The sequence below is a fragment of the uncultured Campylobacter sp. genome, assembly GCF_963517995.1.
In the GTDB taxonomy this organism is placed as follows: Bacteria; Campylobacterota; Campylobacteria; order Campylobacterales; family Campylobacteraceae; genus Campylobacter_A.
The window spans coordinates 21,776-42,148 of the sequence record NZ_CAUQHQ010000004.1 but is presented as its reverse complement, the minus strand read 5'-3'; the positions used below and the strand labels follow the sequence as shown (position 1 = coordinate 42,148).

Genomic DNA, 20,373 nt, shown 5'->3' with positions numbered 1-20,373 from the left:
CTCTATTAAACAACGCTACGTAGAGCTGAGCTACTTGCGCTTGAGTTACTGCCATTTAGGGACTCCTTTAATCGTAATTTAAATTTAAATATTTTTTATAGATTGGGTGCAATTATAGCATAAAAAATAAAATTTGTTTAAAGGTGGAGTAAAAACTAGTGCAAGAGTTGGGTTAGATTGCTAAGACTATAATGTAAAATAGCAAAATTTAAGACTAAATCAAAAGAGAAAAATCTCCCGAGATAAGTCGGGAGATAAATATATAAAAACTAATATCAGTTGATATTAAATGTTCCTTGAGTGGTATCATATGTAGCTATGATATCATCCGCTCTGACGCCAGCTAGCTTTACAAGGTGGTCATCAGTAGTTAGCGCATTAGAACTAGTAGCAGCATTATGAACTACATAGGTGTCGTTGCCATAAGTGAAGTAATATACCTTACCGGCTTCATCGTGCGTGGATAAGACAGCATTAATAGCTTCTTTAAGAGTAGTTTTGTCTCTTACTACGCTATCAGCTATTTTCTGGATACCGCTAACCGATCCAAATTTAATCTTATCGCCACTAGAAGCATCGCTAATTACTACATATTTGCTAGCGTCAGCATCGGTCTTTGCATTAGTTACAACGAATTCGTCGCCGCCCGCTCCACCTTTTACGGTAATTGTTTTACTCGCAGTTAGAGTACCGAATGTAATCTTATCATCGCCTGCGCCGAGATCTATATCTAGATTTCTAATAGTAGTCTCCGAAAGCATATTATCCCGCAAAGTAACGGTATCTTCGCCACCGGTAGCTTTAAGAGAGATCAAATTTTTCGCGTTAAGAGCATCTAAGGTTATAGTACCTTTTTCTACATTTCTAAGACCGCTTAAATCAATGGTTCTTAGGCTATCGCCGGTATTGCTAGTATTTAGAGTGTACTCGTCATATCCGGCCCCAAGATCGCCGCTAACTTTAATATTTTCGACACCGACTATACTATTTGTTTTTGTTATATTGATAGTATCATTTTTTACCGAACCTGTAATGTCTGCTTTAAAATCTCTACCGCCAGCTATTCTTAGATCTATAGGAGCCTCGTTCGTTCCTGTTATGTAAGAAATTTTTAGCTTTATGTCGTTTGCGGTTAACCAAGCTGGACCATTGTCAACAAACGATGTCACTCCAAGGGTTTGACCGAGATCTATATCTATTTTGTTTGCAGCTATATTTCCGATAGTTACCTTATGCGCCGTACCGCCTTTTACGATCACGCTATCAGTCGCATCGGTATAGTCAAGAGTAGATGATAGTTTTAAGTGCTGGATATTTGCGCTATTGTTTTCGATATTTAAAGTTCCCGCATTACTAGTATCTATCTCAACTTCACCGCGAGTATCATTATTTAATGACACGTTGATAGTGCCTTGAGTATTTAGCGTAGCATGTAAGGACTGATAGTTATGAGCCTCTATAGTAGCTTGCAGATGATCAGCCGTTAAATTTATATCCTGAATAGACGTACTTCTGTGAGTATTATCTGAGGACTGAATACCTGCAACTACGGTAGCAGATGACTTTTCGTTAGTACCCTTTAAATTTATAGTCGAAAGAGTCGCAAAGTGATCTTCGGTAGCGGTATTGCTTAGCTTAAACTTACCTGCAGTGGTTACATCCAATGTCTTAAGGGCTTTTAGCTTATTTGCTGTGGAATCAAATACGCTATCTGCTTGTGTCGTAGTTACCTTCATAGATGTAGCTAATGGTGCATCAAAGCTTAAATTTTTACCGCCGACGTCTTTTGAATCCATAGTAAGCGTAAGAGCAGTAGCTTTATCTGCTTTTATCGTACCCGTTCCAGAGATAATACCTTTTAAACTTACGTCTAGTTTCGTAGCATTAGCTGCCGTGACGCTAACTAGCTTACTGTCCGTATCAATTTCGTTAGTGTAGTTGACGGCATTTAAATTTGCAGTGTCTATAGTGATTTTATTACCTGTTCCGGTACTTGTTAAAACATTAAGGGTTTTAAGATTAGCTGAATTTATGACGTTCAAACTTTTATTGCTCATCGTATCTTTCAAGCCTACCGTTAAGCTTGTTACATCCGGAGATTTCTCAAGGTCTAAAACAGCAGGAACGCTAGTTGTTATCTCAGAATTTTTAAATATTAAATTCTCAATAGAAGTACTTTCTAGTTTTCTAGCAGTATTAAGTCCGCCGTCTAAATCGTTAAATTCGAGAGTATCGTTACCGTCGCCGCCGTTTACTTTAAATATACCTACGCTTGCGCTATTGATATTGGCCTTGAAGGTATCATTACCCTTACCGCCTTTTACATCCTCTAAAGTAGTATATCCGCCGACTAAATCAGCCGATAGGTTTGCATTTAAGGCTGATGCGTCAAAATTTGTAGTAACACCGTTAGGTGCGGCTTTAGTGCCTGCTAGAGCTATATCTAGAGCCGCATCGCCTTTTACGACTATATTTTTATTGCTAACGCCGCTTATATAGCTTGCAGAGCCTTTAGTAGTAATGTTTAGCTTTTCGATGCCGCTAAATGTTGTAACAATAGAATTTGACATCATACCCTCGGCGGTAGCTGCGCCTACGTTGTCTAAAGTGAGATTTTGCTCGTCGTTAGAGCCTGCGATTATAGCAGGGTTGTAGGTCAGAAGTATATCGCCTGATTTTACGTTTGCAGCACTTAGATCGACGATGTTGGCTAAATTTATAACTCTAGTCGCGCTATCTCCGCCGATATTTACTTTTCTTAAGCCTTCTACGCCTTCAGCATTAAATACCTTTCTAGTGCCGCTATTGTTAGTTAAATTTAGATTTTCTACGTTTCTCAAATATCCGCCGGAAAATCCGTTAAAATTTGTAGTCATATCCGCATTTAGCGTATCTTCGCCAGAACCGCCGTCGATTTTATCTTCAGGATTAAACGTATTTTGAGAAACCACTGAGCTTATAACGCCGTTTATGACATCCGCCTTCGTAGTACCGTTTACGGTATCTTCGCCGGTAGTTAGAGTATGATAAGCGGTGTTTGCCAGCTGATCTACTCTAGCTTTTTGCTCGGTTAAATTCGTAGAGTTCGTAGTTCTGATAATCTCTTGAAAAGGAGTATAATCGTAATTGCCGCTATTATCTTGAGCTATTTGAGAAATTTTTTGCGCCATGTAGGCTGAAATTTCGGTTTTATTTGCAAAAGTCGCCGCAGCAACCGGGTCAGCCGCTCTAGCTTCCGCCGAAGTAGCCACCTCAAACAATTTTACGATAGTGTCGCCTCTTGAGTTGCCGGCTTGGATGTGTCTAACCCATGCGTCTATACCGCTTGGGTCTTGCGAGTAATCCTTGCCTAGGATATTTTTATAAAGCATTTCGACAAAATCTTTATCTTGATTGATTCTGCCGTTATAGTAGGATCTAGCCGCATCGGAATTTAGCATCTCTTGCGCTATTTGAGCTTGCGTTTTATTCGCTCCAGCTCTAACCCATGCGTTAAAGCCGTCTCCCTCGGGAGCGCGGTTAAATAACGCTACGTAAAGTTGCGCGACTTGCGCTTGTGTTACTGCCATTAAGGACTCCTTTTTAATGTTTTTCTTGAGTTTTTGGGTATCTTTACAGAATACTGTCGCTAATTATATCATAAAAACGGTTTAAAACGCAAAAATAAAAACAAATTTTACTTAAACGCTCTTTGAAGGTCTCTCATCATTTCGACTGAAATGTTTGAGTTTAGCCACTGTATCTCCAGATAAGAAAGCACGAGATTATAAGCCGCCGTTAGCGCTTCGTTTCTGGTTTTAAACACTCTAGCGCGCGCGTCGAATAAATTTACGGCGTCTTTTAGACCCTCTTCGTAGCCTCTTTCTATCGATTTTTCGTAAAGTTCGGCATTTTGTAGCGACCTATGCATTAGCTCGCACTCATCGATATAGTTAAGATAGTTGTTGATTGCTTTTTTTTGGCTGATTTCTATCTCTTTTTTTATATCTTTTTGCTGCTCGATGCTAGCTAAATTTAACAGCTTGCCCTCCTCGACCCGCGAGCTGGTAGACCCGCCTGTATATAAAGGCAGAGTAAATCTAAGCATAGTATCTAGCTTTCTGCGCCTATCGCCCGAATAGTCGTTGTCGTCGTAATATAAATTTGAGTAGCTGATACTAAAATCAAGCGTCGGTAGATGCTCGCTTTTTCGTTTTTTATACTCTTGCTCGGAAATTTCAACCGCAAGTACGCTGTCTTTGTATTTGAAATTTCTAGCCACGTCGCCAAACTGGGCTAAATTTATACTTTTAAAAAACTCGGTATCGATATTTTTAAAGCTATCTTTGACCTCGACCTCTTGCCCGACGAGTTTCGTTAGCTCCAGTTTTGCCACCTCGATATTTAGCTTGGCTTTGTTTACGCCTAGCATCGCTTCGTCCAGTCTTACTTTGGACTCTAGCATATCCATTTTATTTACCAGACCGAATTCCAAAGACTTTTGCATCTGGTTAAATTTAGCGCGATTGGCCTCCTCGTAGCTTTGCGCTAGAGCTAGCGTCTCAGAGGCGAAAGTATAGTTAAAATACGCCTCTACGACCTTTTTGGCTAGCTCTTGCTTAGCGTTTTCATAGACGAGTTCGTTGCCTCTTACTCTGATTTCCTCTTGGTTTCTTTGATACCAGATGGCGGGTCTAAAAACGCTTTGGCTAAGGCTAACGCCTACTTTTTTATAGCTTTCGTTTATTTTAGATACTCTGCGTCTATCCATCCTGTCGTATTTTTCGCCTATATAAGACGCCTCAGCGTTAATGGTAGGCAAAAACATAGCCGTAGCTTGAGAGAGTCTCTCCTGAGAGGCTATGTTGTTATACATATTCATCTTTACTTCGTTATTATTTTCTAACGCCATCTCGTAGGCTTCAGAGAGGCTGACGCTTTGAGCCAAAGCAAAATTTGAAGCCAATAAGGCGGAAAGTAAAATTTTAGTCTTCATTAAACGCCCTTTTAAACATATCTATGAATGGTTTTAAGATATACTCCAGCATAGTTCTGTCGCCGGTCTTTATCATCACCTCTACAGGCATACCCGGCACGATAAAAAACTCGTTTCTGTCAAATTCTTTCATGCCCTCCGGCGTGAGCTCGGCTTTTATATCGTAATAAGAGTGTCCGGCACTATCCTGAACGCTATCTGCCGATACGTACGTAATTTTGCCTTCCATAACAAAGCTCGGTTTATGCTGAAACGCGCTAAATCTAATGTCGGCAAGCTGTCCTACATGCACGGTATCGATATCCACTACGTTTAGCTTAGCTTCTACGACGTAGTCGGTATCGTCTGGCACTATGCTCATGATCCTCTCGCCCGGCCTTATAACTCCGCCGATAGTATGAAACGCTAGCTCTACGACGCTACCTTCTACCGGAGATTTTACGATGGTGCGCTCGGATTGGTCTTTTAGCGCATTATATCGCTGCTCCAAGTCTACGAGGCGAATTTTAGCGTCTTCGAGTTTTTTTAGGATATCTTCTTTAAAGCTCCTATCTCTTAGAGCTATCTGCCCTTGCGTCTCGTTTATCTGGACGCCTAGCCTTGCGATCTCGGCGGTACCTGCGGCTAGTTCGCCCTCAACCGCGGTTTTTTCTCTATTTAGGTCGCGCAGTCTGACCTTATCGGCTAATTGCTCTTTAAAAAGCCTTTCCCACTCCCTTATCTCTTCATTTAAAGAAGCGATACGGTCTTTTTTGGCGCTCATAATGGCTTTTGCGCCCTGGATTTGATTTTCCAGCTGCTTTATGCGCTGTTTTAAGATAGTTTTTTCGTTATCGAGCAGCTTTTTTTGCTCGTTAAATATACTAATCTGGCCGTTAGCGACCTCTTCATAGCCGCTTATTTGCTTTATATCGTCGCTAAATTTGATCTCGCTAGCATCGTCTTTTTGCGCTTCTAGTCTAGAAACTATGGCGCTAGTGCGTAGATAATCGGCTCTAACGATACCTATCTCGCTTTGCAATGCGGCGTTTTTTATCTCCACTAGCGGATCGCCTGCTTTGACTACGTCTCCGTCTTTGACGAAAATTTTATCTACGACGCCGCCTTCTAAGTGCTGGATAATCTTTTTGTTACTTACGACGTTTATCTTGCCTACGGCTACCGCAGCGCTATTTAGGGGCGCCATACCTAGCCATATCCCAAAAACTCCCACGAGCATAAATATAACGAAAATGCCGAAATTTACCGTGCCTTTTTCACTCTTAAGTATCATTTATTCCTCCGAATCGTCAAGGCTTATGCTTGGGCGGTTTTGTTTTTGCTGCACTTGAGCTTGTTGCGCGTTGGCTTTGTTAAGCTCGGCTAGTACGGCGTCTCTGGCTCCGAAATACATCAATCTACCACCGTTTAATACCGCGATTTTATCCACTAAATTTAAGATATTTAGCTTATGGGTTATTAGCACGATAGTAGCTTTGCCTTTCATGCTGGAAAGCGCGGCAAAAAGCGCTCTCTCGCCCTCCTCGTCAAGGCTGGCGTTAGGCTCGTCTAGCACGATTATCTTAGGCTCTTTATAAAGCGCTCTAGCTAGAGCGACTCTTTGACGCTGGCCGCCGCTTAGGCTCGCGCCGCCGATACCGATTTTAGTTTCGTAGCCGTCGGGTAAATTTAATATCATATCGTGGACGTTGGCTAGCTTTGCCGCGCGAACGATCGCTTCGCTGTCAAGTTCGCCGAATCTCGCGATATTTTCGGCGATATTTCCTTCAAAAAGCTCGACGTCTTGCGGCAAATATCCGACAAACCGTCCTAAATGATCGCTGTTATACTGCGTGATATCGGCTCCGTCTATACGCACTACGCCGTGAAATACCGGCCAAACGCCCAGCATCGCTCTAGCAAGCGAGCTTTTGCCCGCCGCGCTTGGACCGATGATAGCGCACATATCGCCGCTTTTTAGTTCGAAATTTATCCCCATCAAAGTAGGCGCTTTGCCGTGAGGCGGCACTAGGCTTATGCTTTCTAAAAATATATCGCCCTGCGGATCAGGAAGTTTAAGCTTTTCGTTATCCGCCGGGAAATCCTCTAAAAACTGCGAAAGCCTAGCATAGCTTTCTTTCGTATTTTTATAGCTTTTCCAGCTTGAGATCAAGATATCAAGTGGAGCTAGCGCGCGGCCCATGATGATGGAGCCTGCGATCATCATTCCCGGATTTACTTCCTGTAAAACGACTAAATACGCGCCAAGACCTAACATAAGCGACTGGGAAACTACGCGAAAAACTTTACTTATATTTGCGTACATTCCGGCCTTTACGCTAGATTCGGAGTGGGCTTCTAAAAATTCGTTGTGCTTTTTATGCCAAATTTTCTTCAAATTTCCGTTCATTCCCATCGCTTGGATGACTTCGGAGTTGCGCAAATTTAAGTCCACGAAGCGAGTCTCGGCGTTAAAAGCGTCGTTTGACCTTTTTAGTCCTTCTTTGGTCGCGCCCTCGTTTAAAAGCGCAAGCGCAAATAAAATAATCGCCGCTACGATACTAAAATATCCAAAATAAGGGTGAAAGAAAAATAGTATAAGGATATAAAAAGGTAGCCAAGGAGCGTCTAAAAAGGCAAATACGCCGTTTGCGCTAAGGTACTGCTTTATCGTATTTAAATCTCTCATCGGCTGAGACGAGACTCTGCCCGGCTGCCTGGCCGAGAGCTTAAATATCGCATCATAAACGCGCTCTGATAGCCTAAGATCGAGTTGATTTGAAAATACTACGAGTATCCTAGAACGTAAAATTTCAAAAAGCGCCATACAAAGATACAAAAATATAACGATAAGGGTTAGGAAAAATAACGTATCAAGACTTCTTGAAGTTACGACCCTGCCGTAGAGCTGAAGCATGTATAAAGGCGAGGTCAGCATCAAGACGTTTATGAACATACTAAAAAGTCCCGCGTAAATAATTACGCGTTTGGACTTTTTAATGCTCTCTTTTAGTTCATTTATTTTCATTTGCCGTTTTGCTCTCGTTTTCTAAAATTTTAGCAGCCAAATTTTGCAAATTCGACAAGCTCCTGATGTGCGCGTCTATCAAGCTAATATAGCCTTTTCTAGCAAAATCGGCCAAAGTCGCGTCGTCAAGCTCGTTTAGCTTCTTTCTGCTTACGACCGAAAATCCCTTTATTAGAGTTATTTTTTTATCGTTGTCCGATACCGTTAGCTCTTTGTTTATCAAAATTCCGGCCTTTTTGATTTCTTCGAGCGCTTTTTGAGTCGCGGCTAGCTCGGCATTATAGTTTTGGATAGCCGTGATGGTATTTTTTAGAAAATCGCTAGGCTCTTCGTTCTTCTTAAATAGCTTCTCGCCCTTGCCTTTTAGCTGAGGCGCGTCTTCATCGACGCAAAGGATAGTTTGGTCTTCTACCTTAGCTACCGTAAACGGATAGTTTTGCATTATTGCCGGTACGTATCCTTTGTAGTCTTTATCTATGATTAAATTTTCGTTTCTGCCTAGCAGTACCAAAAGCTTAGGCACTACGTCGTTGGTAAAAACTATCGCTAAGTCCCTATCGCAAAAAAACGCCTCGCTGGCGACTATCTCCGCAAACGGAAAATTCGGTAACTCGTCTTGGTGATAAGACAACCCTTTATGTACTTCTGAATTTAAAGCAACCACTTTCATTTCTGTCCTTTTTTTAAAATTTTGAATTTCTATTCTTTTTGCTAAGCTTAAATTTTTGTCGATATTTTTAAAGGTATATCCGCCGCTTTTTTGTAAGAATGCCAAGACGTCTTCGAATTCGTTTATAAAAACGTTCCTTATCTCGTACCTTTTTATATCGCTTTCTTGAACGAAGCCTCTTTTTTTGTTTCTATTTCGTATAAAGGCGCTGTTTAGTTCCTGCATTATTTTAGGTATGTTTAAGGACTTTAAAAACAGCGATACGGAACCGGACTCCAAAACGTAGCCCAGTATCTCCATATCGTGCTTTTGAGCCAAAGAGTTCAAAATCTCAATGTAAAGCTCTTTTTCGCTTTCGTCGCTAAAAAAGCTTCCTTTTTGTTTTATCAAAACCATTTCCGATTTTATCTCTCTAATTGCTCTACCCAAAATTTACCTTAACCAGTAACTCAAACATCAAGAATGTGATTGTAGTCCTTTTATACTTAAAAAAATATTAAAAAGTGCCAGAGTATTTAATTTTTTATTTTAAGATTTCGGCATTATTGGAATAGATATTGCTTATATTTATGCGATGAATAGTCTATCGCTATTATAATAGTTGCATTGACTTTGCGTAATAGTCGATACATTTATTCGTTAGACGTTAGCGCTTAAGCTAAAATTCACTTTTAAGGAGCCGACATGGCAATTACGCAAGCACAAGTAGCCCAACTTTACGTGGCATTATTTAACAGAGCACCAGAAGGCGCTGGTCTTAGAGCATGGGTCGCCGCAGGCGCGAGCAAAACGCAGGCTCAGTTAGCAGACGATATGCTGCGCTCTCCGGCCGTTCAGTCGTATTTTAACGGCAGCATCGATACTAACAGAGGTTACGTAGAAAATATCTACAAAAATATCCTGGGCAAAGACTACTCCCAGGATCCAAGCGGCATAGACGCGTGGGTGCGCCATTTAGAGGCCGGACACTCAAGAGGCGAGACGCTGGCTAAACTCTTTGAGGTGGCCGCATCGGCAGAAGCAAGAGCCGCAGACCCTACGGCGGCTAGGATATTTGAAAACAAATCCGCGATCGCCGCATACATGGCACAAAAGATCGGAAACATCGATAGCGACGGCAACGGCGGCTATAACTACGCTCCGTTTCAAGAAATCATCCGCACGACTAACGCTACGAATTTAGAAGAGCAAAAGGCTAGAGTAGACGCGCTAGCAAGCGCGGGCGTAAGCAAAACCCTAACCGAAGACGTCGATAATATAACCGGCACCGCGGGCGACGACACTTTCACGGCGAAGTATTATCAAGGCAGCGGCGATAGAAAATCAACGCTCTCTCCGCTAGATAAAGTAGAGGCTGGAGCCGGAAAAGACACGCTAAATTTAACCGTGCTTAGAAACACGAACTCCACCGAACTAACCGACACGGAGCTAACCAACGCCCTAAAAGGCGTCAAACAAATCGAAAATTTAAATATCGATTCGGAGGTTAAATTTAACGCAAGCGGCGTCAAATTTAACTACGGCTTTGAAAATTTAAGCATCTCTACTATCGACAAAGTTAAAATCACCGAAACCGACACCTCAAACAAAGTCAAAATAGACACCACTGGCGACGTAGAGCTAACCGCGGCGCAGGCAAAGGAAACGCAGATAATGTCGCAAGGAAACGTCGTGCTAAACGCCGCCGAAGCTACTAAAGTAGACGTGTCGGCAAACGGTACCGCAAACGTAAACGTCGCTAAAGCCCAAACCCTAAAACTCCAAGCGGGCGGGGCTACGACCGTAACCACGGGCGAAGCGATCAAAAAGGTAAATATCGACCTAAAGCGCGACTCAAACGCCCTAACCTACGCTAATACGAACGCTGCCGAGCTAACGCTGGCAAATTTAGCCCTAGCCTCAGATATAGTCGCGGCAAAAGCCAAAAAGATCGACGTAACGGACGTAAATTTCGGCTCAAACTCTATAAAAACCGACGAACAAGACGTGGATCTAACGATGTCTTACGCCCAGGACTCCGCTCACGCCACGGCCAAACTCTCTTCAAGCGCGGCCGATAAGGTAAAAACGCTAAATTTACACGCCAAAGCGGGCAAAGAAGGCAGCCTAGACGTAGGCAACATCACGTCGCTAACCAAGGTCAAAGTAGACGGCGGCATGAGAAATTTAACCATGGATCTCTCCGCGCAAACGGCTCTTACGAATTTCGATTCAAGCGCTTTTGAAGGCGGATTTTCTAGCCTCAAGCTAAAAAACGTCGCAAACTCTACGGCTACTTTAGGCGGCGGAGACGATACGGTCGAGGTAGATAGCGTAGCAAACGTCCAGAGCATAAACGGCGGCGCGGGCAACGACACTATAGCCGTAACCTCAGCCGTAGCAAAAGCGACCGTAAATAAACTAACGCTTACGAATTTTGAAAATTTAAAGATAACTAACGCGCTAGACGGAGCGGTCGATATGACTAAATGGGCGAATCTAAACTCCGTCGTTCTAGGAGGCGGCACTAGCGCGGGGGCTGAGATCAAAAATCTAGCTAACGGCTCTACCGTAGCGGTAGATACCGTAGCCGTTACCGCAGACGTAGCGGTTCTAATCAAAGACGCGCAAAGCGGCGAAAGCGACGTATTAAATTTAGCATTTAATCCAAAAGCCACAACTGCCGGACTAAACAATACGGGAAATTTCGTCCTAGACTACATAGAAACCGTAAATATAACCTCAAATCAAGATACCGCCAAAACCGCAACCGCGATAAACGTTATAAATTTAAAGGCTAGCGCAGCGGATAAGGCCAAACTAACGACGATAAACGTCAAAGGCGACGGCAATACCGAGCTAAAGATAAACGACCATCTAAAACTAAAAACCGTAGACGCAAGCGCGCTAAAAGGCAAATTTACCTTTGACTCTACGGGCAAGATGGACGCCGCAGGCACGATAAAAGGCGGCCTAGCCGACGATAAGATCACATTTGACGCGCTAAGCGGCACTAGCGTAACGGGAGGTGCGGGCAACGACACGTTTAACGTAAACAAGCTAGGTACCGGCGCGGGAACGTTCGGCGCGGATCGTCTAAGCTCGGTTACGGATTTTTCTAGAGGCGACAAGCTACATCTAGGAAATACCGTAGCAAATAAAAACTCCATCCACAAATACGAGGCCGACGGCTCGCTAGATTTTGCCAACAACCTAGCAAGAGCGCTAGCCGCGGCTAAAGACCACGAGTCAAAGACCGCGTATTTCACGTATCAGTCAAACACGTATCTAGTCTCCTCAGACGCTAACGACGGCGTAACGGCGGACGACTACGTGACCAAGCTATCCGGAGTACAAGACCTAAGCGCGGCCAAAACGGACGCAGACGGAAACGTAATACTATAATTTTATATATTACGCTCATTTTATTCTTTCTTTTCTTGCGGCGGGCGGGCTAGAGGCTCTGCTCGCCGCGCTAAATTCGTGCTTTTTGCGCTCGTTATCCGATAATCAAAAATTTAATGTTATAATCGCCCCGGTATTAACCAAATTCAACTTACCTTAAAGGAGGCCTTTATGGCAGTAACAAAAGCACAAGTCGCCCAACTATACGTGGCATTATTTAACAGAGCGCCCGAAGGCGCGGGTCTAAACGCGTGGTTTGCGGCAGGCGCGACCAAAACGCAGGCTCAACTAGCGGACGATATGCTCCGCTCTCCGGCGGTTCAGTCGTACTTTAACGGCAGGATAGACACCGATAGAGGCTTTGTGTCAAACATCTATAAAAATTTCCTCGGTAAAGACTATGCCGACGATCCTGCAGGCATCGAGTCATGGGTACGCCACCTAGAAGCCGGACACTCAAGAGGCGAAACCCTAGTTAAACTTTTTGAAGTAGCGCAAACTCCTGAAGCCATAGCGGCGGCTCCGGTTGCTGCGGCGATCTTTAGAAACAAAACCGAAGTTTCCGCATATATGGCCGAAAAGATAGCAGACATCGCTCAAAGAGACGACGGCACCTACGACTACGAGCCGTTTCAAGCTATAATCAGAGGCACGACTGATACAAATTTAGAAGAGCAAAAAGCAAAAGTCGACCAACTAGCTAGCGGACAAACTCCTAGTACTAACCAAAATTTTACAGTTAATAACGATGATATCACCGGTACCGACGGCGACGATACGTTTAATGCCGTTTACTACGCAGGCGACGGCGCAAAGACGTCTACATTATCATCTCTAGACAAGCTTGACGCTAAAGGCGGTAAAGATACGCTAAATATCACAGTGCTAAAAAACGGCGCAGTCAGCAGCTTCACTATGAATGATATAAATGCTGCTATGAGAGACGTGAGTAATGTCGAAAATCTAAACATCAGATCTGAAGTAGCATTTAGCGGCTCTGGCGATATAAATAAGAACCTAGATAACCTAAGTATCCAAACTATCGGCAATGTAGCTACCACTACGGATACTAAAGAAAAAGTAACGATCGATACCACCGGAGTGGTTAATCTAACGGCAAACGAAGCAACGAAAGAAATAACCGCCAAATCATCGTCTGCAGCGGTAACCGTAAGTGCGGATAAACTAGTAGATAAGGTCTCTATCGAAGCCGGCGCAGGCGCAACGCTAACTGCAGCAAAAGTACAAGAAGTCGCAATAAAAGCCAAAGGCAACACAACTATAGATACGGCAAAAGCTACCAAGGTAAACGTAAATCTAAACGATAAAGCCAATACGCTGACAATAACAAGCCCGCTAGCCGAAGCTACAGAGGTAACCCTATCTAGCCTAAAGCTAGCAGCTGCCGCAACCGTAGCTAAAGCTACTAAAATAAGCGTAACCGATGTTGATTTTGCTACATTTAATATCTCTACCGATGTAGAAAACGTTGATTTTAGTATGAACTATAAATTTAAAGAAAATAGTACCGACGCTCAATTAACGGCAGCCCTAGTAGCAACTAACGCAAAGAATCTAACTCTACACGCAAAAGCCGATAAAAAAGCATTCTTTACTTATAGCGGCGCGACCACTAAGCTAGTAAAAGCCGTCATCGACGGAGACGCTAAAAATTTAACTCTTGATCTAAGCGCTCAAACTGCTCTTAAAGATATCGACGCTAGCGCATTTACCGGAAATTTTGCAGAGCTTTACGTTAAAAATACGGAAAACTCTACCTTTAAGCTAGGTAGCGGAGACGACGTAGTCGCTCTAACGGCTACCGCCAACAAACAAACCATCGACGGCGGAGCCGGAACAGACTTAGTATCGGTAACTTCAAATACAGCAGAAACCGGCGCAGGCGATAAAGTGACATTTAACAACTTTGAAGGATTGAAGATATCCAATACGTTAGCTCACGACATAGATATGTCTAAATGGAGCGGCTTTACCAACATCACTCTAGCAGACGGCTCAGAGTCTAAATCTATAACAAAACTAGCCAATAACTCTACCATAACTCTAGAGAAGGTGGCTCTAGCTGCAACCAAGAATCTAACTCTAGGCGTAAAAGATGCGGACACGGGCACAAATGATACTGTAAACATCGTCTTGGATCCGAAAACATTTACAGTGACACCACCTAGTACCGATAAAGTCGGCTTGAACAATGCCGGCAATTTTGTTATAGACGACATAGAAAATGTCAATATAACTTCAAATTTAGATACCGAAAAAACCGAAGGCGTAAAAAATACGGTTAAATTTAATGCTACTGCGGACGCAAAGGGCGTGTTGACAAATGCAACCATAAAAGGCGATGCTGATACTGAAGTTATTTTTGGCTCAAATATCAAAAAGATAAAAGCTTTAGACGCAAGCGCGCTAGAGGGTAAATTTACGTTTGACAGCACTGCTCATCTAGCAGATAAAGCCGTTATTAAAGGCGGAGCAAAAGACGATACTATCACGTTTGCCAGCACAATGGCCACAACCGTAACAGGAGGAGCAGGCAAAGATACCTTCGTAATCAATAAAGGTATAGACCCCGTAACCTTTGCCGCTTCTAAAACTTCTACTATTACCGACTTTACAAAAGGCGATACCATAAAGATAGGCGGTTCGACTGCAGCGGTAACCCAAGACAAAATAGTAAAATATGAGACAAGCGGCTCTTTGGACTTCGCCAACAACTTCAAAGAAGCGCTAAAGGCCGCAGGCGATCAGAAGGTGGCATATTTTACTTATAGAGATCCGGATACCAACTCGACTGACACCTATATCGTAAAATCAAATGGAGCCAATGCGGTAGCCGATTCAGATGACTACGTCGTAAAACTAAGTGGCGCCGTCGATCTAAGCAATGCTACGATCACCACAAGCGGACACGATACGCTGATAACCCTCTAATCTCCGCGATAAACCCCGACCTTTCGGGGTTTATCTCTTTTATTTTCTAAATTCCGTTTTTAAACTTCCCTTTCGCGCAAATTTTGTCTTGATTTAAATTTAACCCAAAGCTCAAATTTATCTGCTCCAAATTTCGCCGCTACGGATAAAGCCGCGCGCAAAAAGATAAATCAGGAAGATTTTCGTATTTTTTAGTATAATTGCCCCGAGGTTAAGCCGAAGTGTCGCAGCCTCAGGCTTAAATTTGCCCCAAAACGGAGGTAAATTGAATGCTTTATAAATCGCGGTTGCGGTTATACTACTTTGTATTTTTGCAGTCAAGGCACTAGCCAAGACCCGCCTAGAGCGATCGCGGCGGACTAAGATTTTGCCCTTCGGCGAGTAAATTTATACTTTTTTAGCAAATCTCAAATTTAAAAGGCAGATCGATGTTTTCGTCATTTTTCGCGAGTAAAAAATGGGCTGCGTGGGCGCATCTGGGAGCGATTTTGATACTGGCTTGCACATACGCGCAAGTACAGCTAACGGTCGCGATAAATGAATGGTACAAGGACTTCTACGATATTTTGCAAGACGTCAAAAACCACACGGTAGACGACTTTTGGACGGCGATTAAGATTTTTGCCGCGCTAGCGTTTCCTTTCGTGCTACTGGGTACGGCGATATCGTATTTTACGCGCGTTTGGACGTTTAGGTGGCGAGAGGCTATGACCTTTAGCTACATCGCCTACTGGAAAAAGACGCCGCACGATGTCGAGGGCAGCTCGCAGCGTATCCAGGAGGACATCTACCGCTTCGCTAAAATAGTCGAGGACTTAGGCGTTACGGTAGTAGATGCGGTCATGACGCTAGCGGCTTTCGTGCCTATACTCTGGGTTCTTAGCGCTCAGGTAAAAGTGCCTTTTATGGAGGGCGTCGCGGGTTCGCTCGTGTGGATCGCGGTAGCTACCAGCGCCGGAGGCCTAGTCGTCTCGTGGTTTGTAGGCATCAAGCTACCAGGCCTTGAGTACAACAACCAAAAAGTCGAAGCCGCATTTAGAAAAGAGCTCGTCTACGCCGAGGACGACAAGCAAAACTACGGCGATACGCGCAAGCTAGAAGAGCTTTTTAAAAAGATAAAATTTAACTTCGGCAGGCTCTTTTTGCACTATGGATATTTCGACGTTTGGAAATACTTTTTCTCGCAAAGTATGATCATCGTTCCGCTCATAGCCCTAGGCCCTAGCGTACTAACGGGCGCGATAACGCTAGGCGTGATGATGCAAGTCGTAAACGCCTTTTCCCAGGTGCGCGAGAGTTTGTCTATATTTATAAGAAACTGGACGACCATCACCGAGCTACGCTCCATCCACAAGCGTTTGAAAGAATTTGAAACAAATATCGGCTACAAAGGCACGAAAAACGAGAACAACGAGGGGCTGGGGCTTGATATTTTCGCCTACTGGTCGATCACGGCGAGTGCGTTTGCGATATATTTAGCGCTAGTAGAGTTTAGCGCCTAGCAGCGACATTTTGCGATGCGTAAATCATAAATTTACGCGAGCAAATTTAACTACGCCAGGCTTGCTTATCCGCGAGGTTATCTACGGCGGCGATTTTGGCGTAAATTTCGTTTTAACCAGATGCGAGGTTTAGATATCTCGGCTGCTAAATTTACCCGCGGCGGTAAGGCCGAACATATAAATTTAGCGCGCAAATTAGTAAATTTACCACGCTTGATTAATCCCGCTTTTTACCTTTGCCTTTTTCTTTTCAGACGGATTTTCATCTAGCCTGCGCGCCTTTGCCTTAAATTTGGCGCGCTTGCCAAAACGCTTGCAAACTAAGCGCCTAGGACGCTTGATTTGGGCGCGAATTTATCGGCGCCGAAGTTTTATAATTTTAGCAAGCAAATCCGCCGTCCAATCCGACCTTTTCATTGTTATGCCTATTTTAAGCTAAATTTAAACGCCTATTTACGAATTTATAGCAGTTTAAATATATAATTACCCCAAAATTTATAAAAGGAATAAAAATGATGAAAAAATTTATCCTCTCCGCGATATTTGCGGCCACTCTACTAACGGGCTGCTTTACTAGCTCCACTAGCGACGGAGCGCTGGGTGAAAACAGACGCCAGATGTTTCTAGTCAGCGAGCAAGAGATGAACGAAGCCGCAGCCAAAGCCTACGTACAGACTCTTAGCGGAGCGCGTCAAAAAGGCGCGCTAAACATCGACCCCGTGATGACCAAAAGAGTGCAAGACGTCGCCAAACGCCTAATCGCGCAGGTCGGGGTCTTTAGAGAAGACGCGCTAAAGTGGAAATGGGAAGTAAACGTCATTGACGAAAATACGATAAACGCGTGGTGTATGCCGGGCGGCCGCATCGTCGTTTATAGCGGCATCATCAAAAACCTCTCGCTAACAAACGGCGAGCTAGCCGCGGTTATGGGACACGAGATCGCGCACGCATTGCGCGAGCATAGCCGCGAGCAAGCTAGCTCCGATATGCTCACAAACGTCGGAATTTTCGCCGTTTCGCAAGCTGCGGGACTAGGCGACCTAGCTACCGGCGCCATAAATATGGCCGCTCAGTACACCATCTCGCTACCGTTTTCTCGCTCTCACGAGCGCGAAGCCGACCACATCGGTACGGAGCTGATGGCGCGCGCGGGCTACGATCCTAAAGAGGCGGTAAACGTCTGGGTAAAAATGTCCAAAAAAAGCGGCGGTAGCGTGCCCGAGATACTAAGCACCCACCCATCAAACGAGAGCCGTATAGCCGATCTGCGCGAGGTCGCGGCCAAGCTAGAGCCGGTATATCTGCAAGCCAAAAAGTAAAATTTAGCTAGCGTAACGGCTCTTTTAAACGCTTGCGGCTAGCCGTTTGGGGCGGCAGGCGTTTTTTTATATCTTGCAAGGCGGACAGACGAGCTGCAAAAATCCGCCGAATGCTAAATTTAAACGATTAGATTTTAAATTTACCGCTTTAGCTGCAGTTTTTGATTTGCTTTAAAGCGGCAAATTTAACCGCACTTGATTTTTATGGATTTTGGGTTAGATGTTTTTGTAGTAAATTTAAGGTAGCTTTTGACGCCGATTTATATCGCCTCCCGCATCAAATTTGCGCGCAAGCCTGCTTTTTACCGCGCTTTTACTTACACAAAACGGCACACGGCAGGTACGGCGTTAGTTAATCTCGCGCATCGCATCAAGCCGCTTTAAAAATATCCCTATCCGCTCAAGTTGCGCCGCATCTAGCGCTCTTTTTGAATAAAAATACTCCACGCTGTTGCCGTTTGGATAGTAAATTTTGCCGCCGCTCTCGCTGCGCCCTGCTGCATTGTTTTTGCCGACACAGCTTTCGTTGCCCCCTTCTGCGCCCTGCTCGCTGCTCGCGCCTCGTCCTTCCGCGCCAAATTTGTGGGCTTGCACCGATGAATTAGTATCAAATTTTACGTCGCCATCATCGTTAAATTTAGCCGCTTGCGAGAGCAAATCCTCGCCGCTAGCAAGCTTTAGCCGCCCGCCAAGCTTGCTTGCAAGGCGGTTTAGCGTGCCGTCTATACCGTCGATGATGCGCACGTGAGACGGCAAAATTTCGCGCAAAACGTCCTTAAAATAGTTAAAATGCGTGCAACCAAGCACGAGCGAACCGAGGCGCTCAAGCTCAAATTTAGCTAGCTCCTCGCTCAGATACGCCCGAACCGCAGGCGAGTCAAACTCCAAATCTTGCGCAAACTCCACGAGGCGAGGCAGCGGCAGACTCCACGTCTCGCACTCTAGCCGCCCCACGAGGCGCGCGAGCTTCTCGCCCGCGATCGTTAGCGGCGTGGCGATGAGCAGCGTCGGGCGCGCGCCGAAGCTATCGGCGGCTAGCTTGACGGCGGGCTCCATACCGATAACGGGCACGCCAAATGCGCCGCGAAGCTCCGAGATGGCCGCGCTCGTGGCGGTGTTGCAAGCAACGACGATAGCCTCCGCGCCGCGCGAGACCAAAAACCCGACCGCATCAAGGCTCAGCCGCACGATCTGGGCCCTACTTTTCGTGCCGTAGGGGACGTGATCCTCGTCGGCAAAATACAAAAACTCCGCCCCGCTAAACCGCCGCAGAGCCTCGGCAAGCACGCTCAGCCCGCCGATACCCGAGTCAAAAAACGCTATTTTCAAATCTTTAATCCAAAGTTAAATTTAAAAATAGATTATAACTCAAATTTGCGGTAATTTCGCCTTCGGACACAAATTTTGCCTTTTTGCGGCGGCTAGACTAGCACCTTTACGGCGCTAAAATTCGGGACTGCTTTCAGTTTAAATTTGACATCCAGGTTGCTGTTTTTAATCAAATTTGGCGTAAAATAGGTTAAATCTAACAAAAGGGCTAAAGATGCAAGAAAATCCAGCCGACGCAAAATACGAAATTTCTCGCGCCATTAAGGTCGATCTGGCCGCCATCACGCGCATTTATAACGCGAGCATTTTGGAGCAAAACGCCACGGCCGCGCTACATCCGGTTAGCATAGAGGAGCGCGAAGCGTGGTTTGACGCGCACGAGGCGGCAAATCGCCCGATATACGTGCTGCGCGAGATCTGCGAGGAAAATTTGACGGGCAAAGACGGTAAAGCTGATTGCGAGAGAAAATTTGGCTCAAACGGCAAAAATTTCGGCGCGCAAAAGATAGACGCCGCAAACCAAAAAGGCGAAATCTTGGCCTGGGGCAGCCTCAGCGACTATCATCCGCGCGAGGGCTACCGCATCACGGCCGAGATCAGCGTCTACGTCGCACCGAGCGCTCGCGGCAAAGGACTAGGCGGACGGCTAGTAAATTTTATGCTTGAGCGCGCGCCCAAATTCGGCGTCAAAAACATCATCGCGCTGATATTTTCTAGCAACGTCGCTAGCCTAAATTTATTTGCGAAATTTGGCTTTACGCACTGGGGCGAGCTGCCCGAAGTCTGCGATATGGGCGGCAAACTCGAGAGCCTAACGATACTGGGCAAAAAATTGGGGTAAATTTTAAAATTCGGTACAAAAATAGGCGCTGGATTTTAGCCGAATTTTAAATTTTAGCAGCGCCGTGCGGCCAAATTTGAGCGCGATTTTTGCTCTGGCGGCATAAAATTGACGTTTCCCGGCGGTACGCGTATTTTTAAAGCCGCATTTGCTACAATAGCTGCAAATTTAACCCAAAAGGAGAAAAAATGAAAGAGAAAATCCTAAAACTACTGGCAAGCTCGGAGCCGATGAAGGCCGGCGAGATCGCCCAGGCGCTAAACGCAGACAAAAAAGAGGTCGAAAAAGCGATAAAAGCCCTAAAAGACGAGGGCAAAATAAACTCGCCAAAGAGGTGCTATTACTCGGTATAGTAAATTCGGCGGACGTCAAATAAGAGCAAAGCGCCAATCTA

At 44.8% G+C, this 20,373-nt stretch carries 13 protein-coding genes; 7 read left to right on the top strand and 6 right to left on the bottom strand.

Annotation, left to right across the window (positions count from 1 at the left end; translation table 11 throughout):
- Positions 1-275: 275 nt before the first annotated feature.
- From RYL88_RS01035 to RYL88_RS01015, 5 genes are all read right to left on the bottom strand, one after another.
- Positions 276-3,569 (bottom strand): DUF4214 domain-containing protein, encoded by a 3,294-nt coding sequence (locus RYL88_RS01035; RefSeq protein ID WP_314988594.1) that lies wholly within the window; start codon positions 3,567-3,569, stop codon positions 276-278.
- Between the two features lie 107 nt (positions 3,570-3,676).
- The gene (locus RYL88_RS01030; protein WP_314988593.1) at positions 3,677-4,975 is read right to left on the bottom strand and encodes a TolC family protein; all 1,299 of its coding nucleotides are present in this window, start codon (positions 4,973-4,975) and stop codon (positions 3,677-3,679) included.
- Complete coding sequence (locus tag RYL88_RS01025; protein WP_314988592.1) at positions 4,965-6,248, bottom strand: HlyD family type I secretion periplasmic adaptor subunit; 1,284 nt, start codon at positions 6,246-6,248, stop codon at positions 4,965-4,967. Before RYL88_RS01025 ends, RYL88_RS01030 begins: the two co-directional genes overlap by 11 nt.
- A complete protein-coding gene (locus RYL88_RS01020; protein ID WP_314988591.1) occupies positions 6,249-7,982 on the bottom strand; it encodes a type I secretion system permease/ATPase in 1,734 nt (577 codons plus the stop codon). It lies immediately after the preceding gene.
- Positions 7,969-9,081 (bottom strand): SapC family protein, encoded by a 1,113-nt coding sequence (locus RYL88_RS01015; RefSeq protein ID WP_295144537.1) that lies wholly within the window; start codon positions 9,079-9,081, stop codon positions 7,969-7,971. Before RYL88_RS01015 ends, RYL88_RS01020 begins: the two co-directional genes overlap by 14 nt.
- A 255-nt stretch (positions 9,082-9,336) precedes the next feature.
- On the opposite strand from RYL88_RS01015, the gene RYL88_RS01010 reads away from it, so the two are divergent.
- From RYL88_RS01010 to RYL88_RS00990, 5 genes are all read left to right on the top strand, one after another.
- The gene (locus RYL88_RS01010) at positions 9,337-12,036 is read left to right on the top strand and encodes a surface array protein (protein WP_314988590.1); all 2,700 of its coding nucleotides are present in this window, start codon (positions 9,337-9,339) and stop codon (positions 12,034-12,036) included.
- Between the two features lie 171 nt (positions 12,037-12,207).
- Positions 12,208-14,988, top strand: coding sequence for a DUF4214 domain-containing protein (locus RYL88_RS01005; RefSeq protein WP_314988589.1), 2,781 nt, complete (start codon positions 12,208-12,210; stop codon positions 14,986-14,988).
- 428 nt (positions 14,989-15,416) lie between these two features.
- Positions 15,417-16,490 carry a putative transporter gene (locus RYL88_RS01000; RefSeq protein WP_314988588.1) on the top strand — a complete coding sequence of 358 codons (1,074 nt, stop codon included), beginning with the start codon at positions 15,417-15,419 and terminating at the stop codon, positions 16,488-16,490.
- A 10-nt stretch (positions 16,491-16,500) separates the two neighbouring features.
- Positions 16,501-16,623, top strand: a complete 123-nt coding sequence (locus RYL88_RS00995) for a hypothetical protein (RefSeq protein WP_314988587.1) — start codon at positions 16,501-16,503, stop codon at positions 16,621-16,623.
- Between the two features lie 382 nt (positions 16,624-17,005).
- A complete protein-coding gene (locus tag RYL88_RS00990) occupies positions 17,006-17,809 on the top strand; it encodes a M48 family metallopeptidase (RefSeq protein WP_314988596.1) in 804 nt (267 codons plus the stop codon).
- Positions 17,810-18,157: 348 nt separating this feature from the next.
- Here RYL88_RS00990 and murI read toward each other — a convergent pair whose 3' ends face one another.
- Complete coding sequence (gene murI / locus RYL88_RS00985; RefSeq protein WP_314988586.1) at positions 18,158-19,138, bottom strand: glutamate racemase; 981 nt, start codon at positions 19,136-19,138, stop codon at positions 18,158-18,160.
- Positions 19,139-19,352: 214 nt separating this feature from the next.
- Between murI and RYL88_RS00980 the strand changes: the two genes are divergently transcribed.
- Entirely contained in the window at positions 19,353-19,979 is a 627-nt protein-coding gene (locus RYL88_RS00980) for a GNAT family N-acetyltransferase (protein WP_314988585.1), read from the top strand.
- A 188-nt stretch (positions 19,980-20,167) separates the two neighbouring features.
- The gene (locus RYL88_RS00975; RefSeq protein ID WP_314988584.1) at positions 20,168-20,332 is read left to right on the top strand and encodes an HTH domain-containing protein; all 165 of its coding nucleotides are present in this window, start codon (positions 20,168-20,170) and stop codon (positions 20,330-20,332) included.
- Positions 20,333-20,373 lie beyond the last annotated feature (41 nt).

Excerpts from the sequence above, each read along its gene's own strand:
- RYL88_RS01035 (WP_314988594.1), bottom strand. The coding sequence starts at position 3,569 with ATGGCAGTAACACAAGCGCAAGTCGCGCAACTTTACGTAGCGTTATTT.
- RYL88_RS01030 (WP_314988593.1), bottom strand. The coding sequence starts at position 4,975 with ATGAAGACTAAAATTTTACTTTCCGCCTTATTGGCTTCAAATTTTGCT.
- RYL88_RS01025 (WP_314988592.1), bottom strand. The coding sequence starts at position 6,248 with ATGATACTTAAGAGTGAAAAAGGCACGGTAAATTTCGGCATTTTCGTT.
- RYL88_RS01020 (WP_314988591.1), bottom strand. The coding sequence starts at position 7,982 with ATGAAAATAAATGAACTAAAAGAGAGCATTAAAAAGTCCAAACGCGTA.
- RYL88_RS01010 (WP_314988590.1), top strand. The coding sequence starts at position 9,337 with ATGGCAATTACGCAAGCACAAGTAGCCCAACTTTACGTGGCATTATTT.
- RYL88_RS01005 (WP_314988589.1), top strand. The coding sequence starts at position 12,208 with ATGGCAGTAACAAAAGCACAAGTCGCCCAACTATACGTGGCATTATTT.
- RYL88_RS01000 (WP_314988588.1), top strand. The coding sequence starts at position 15,417 with ATGTTTTCGTCATTTTTCGCGAGTAAAAAATGGGCTGCGTGGGCGCAT.
- RYL88_RS00990 (WP_314988596.1), top strand. The coding sequence starts at position 17,006 with ATGAAAAAATTTATCCTCTCCGCGATATTTGCGGCCACTCTACTAACG.
- RYL88_RS00980 (WP_314988585.1), top strand. The coding sequence starts at position 19,353 with ATGCAAGAAAATCCAGCCGACGCAAAATACGAAATTTCTCGCGCCATT.
- RYL88_RS00975 (WP_314988584.1), top strand. The coding sequence starts at position 20,168 with ATGAAAGAGAAAATCCTAAAACTACTGGCAAGCTCGGAGCCGATGAAG.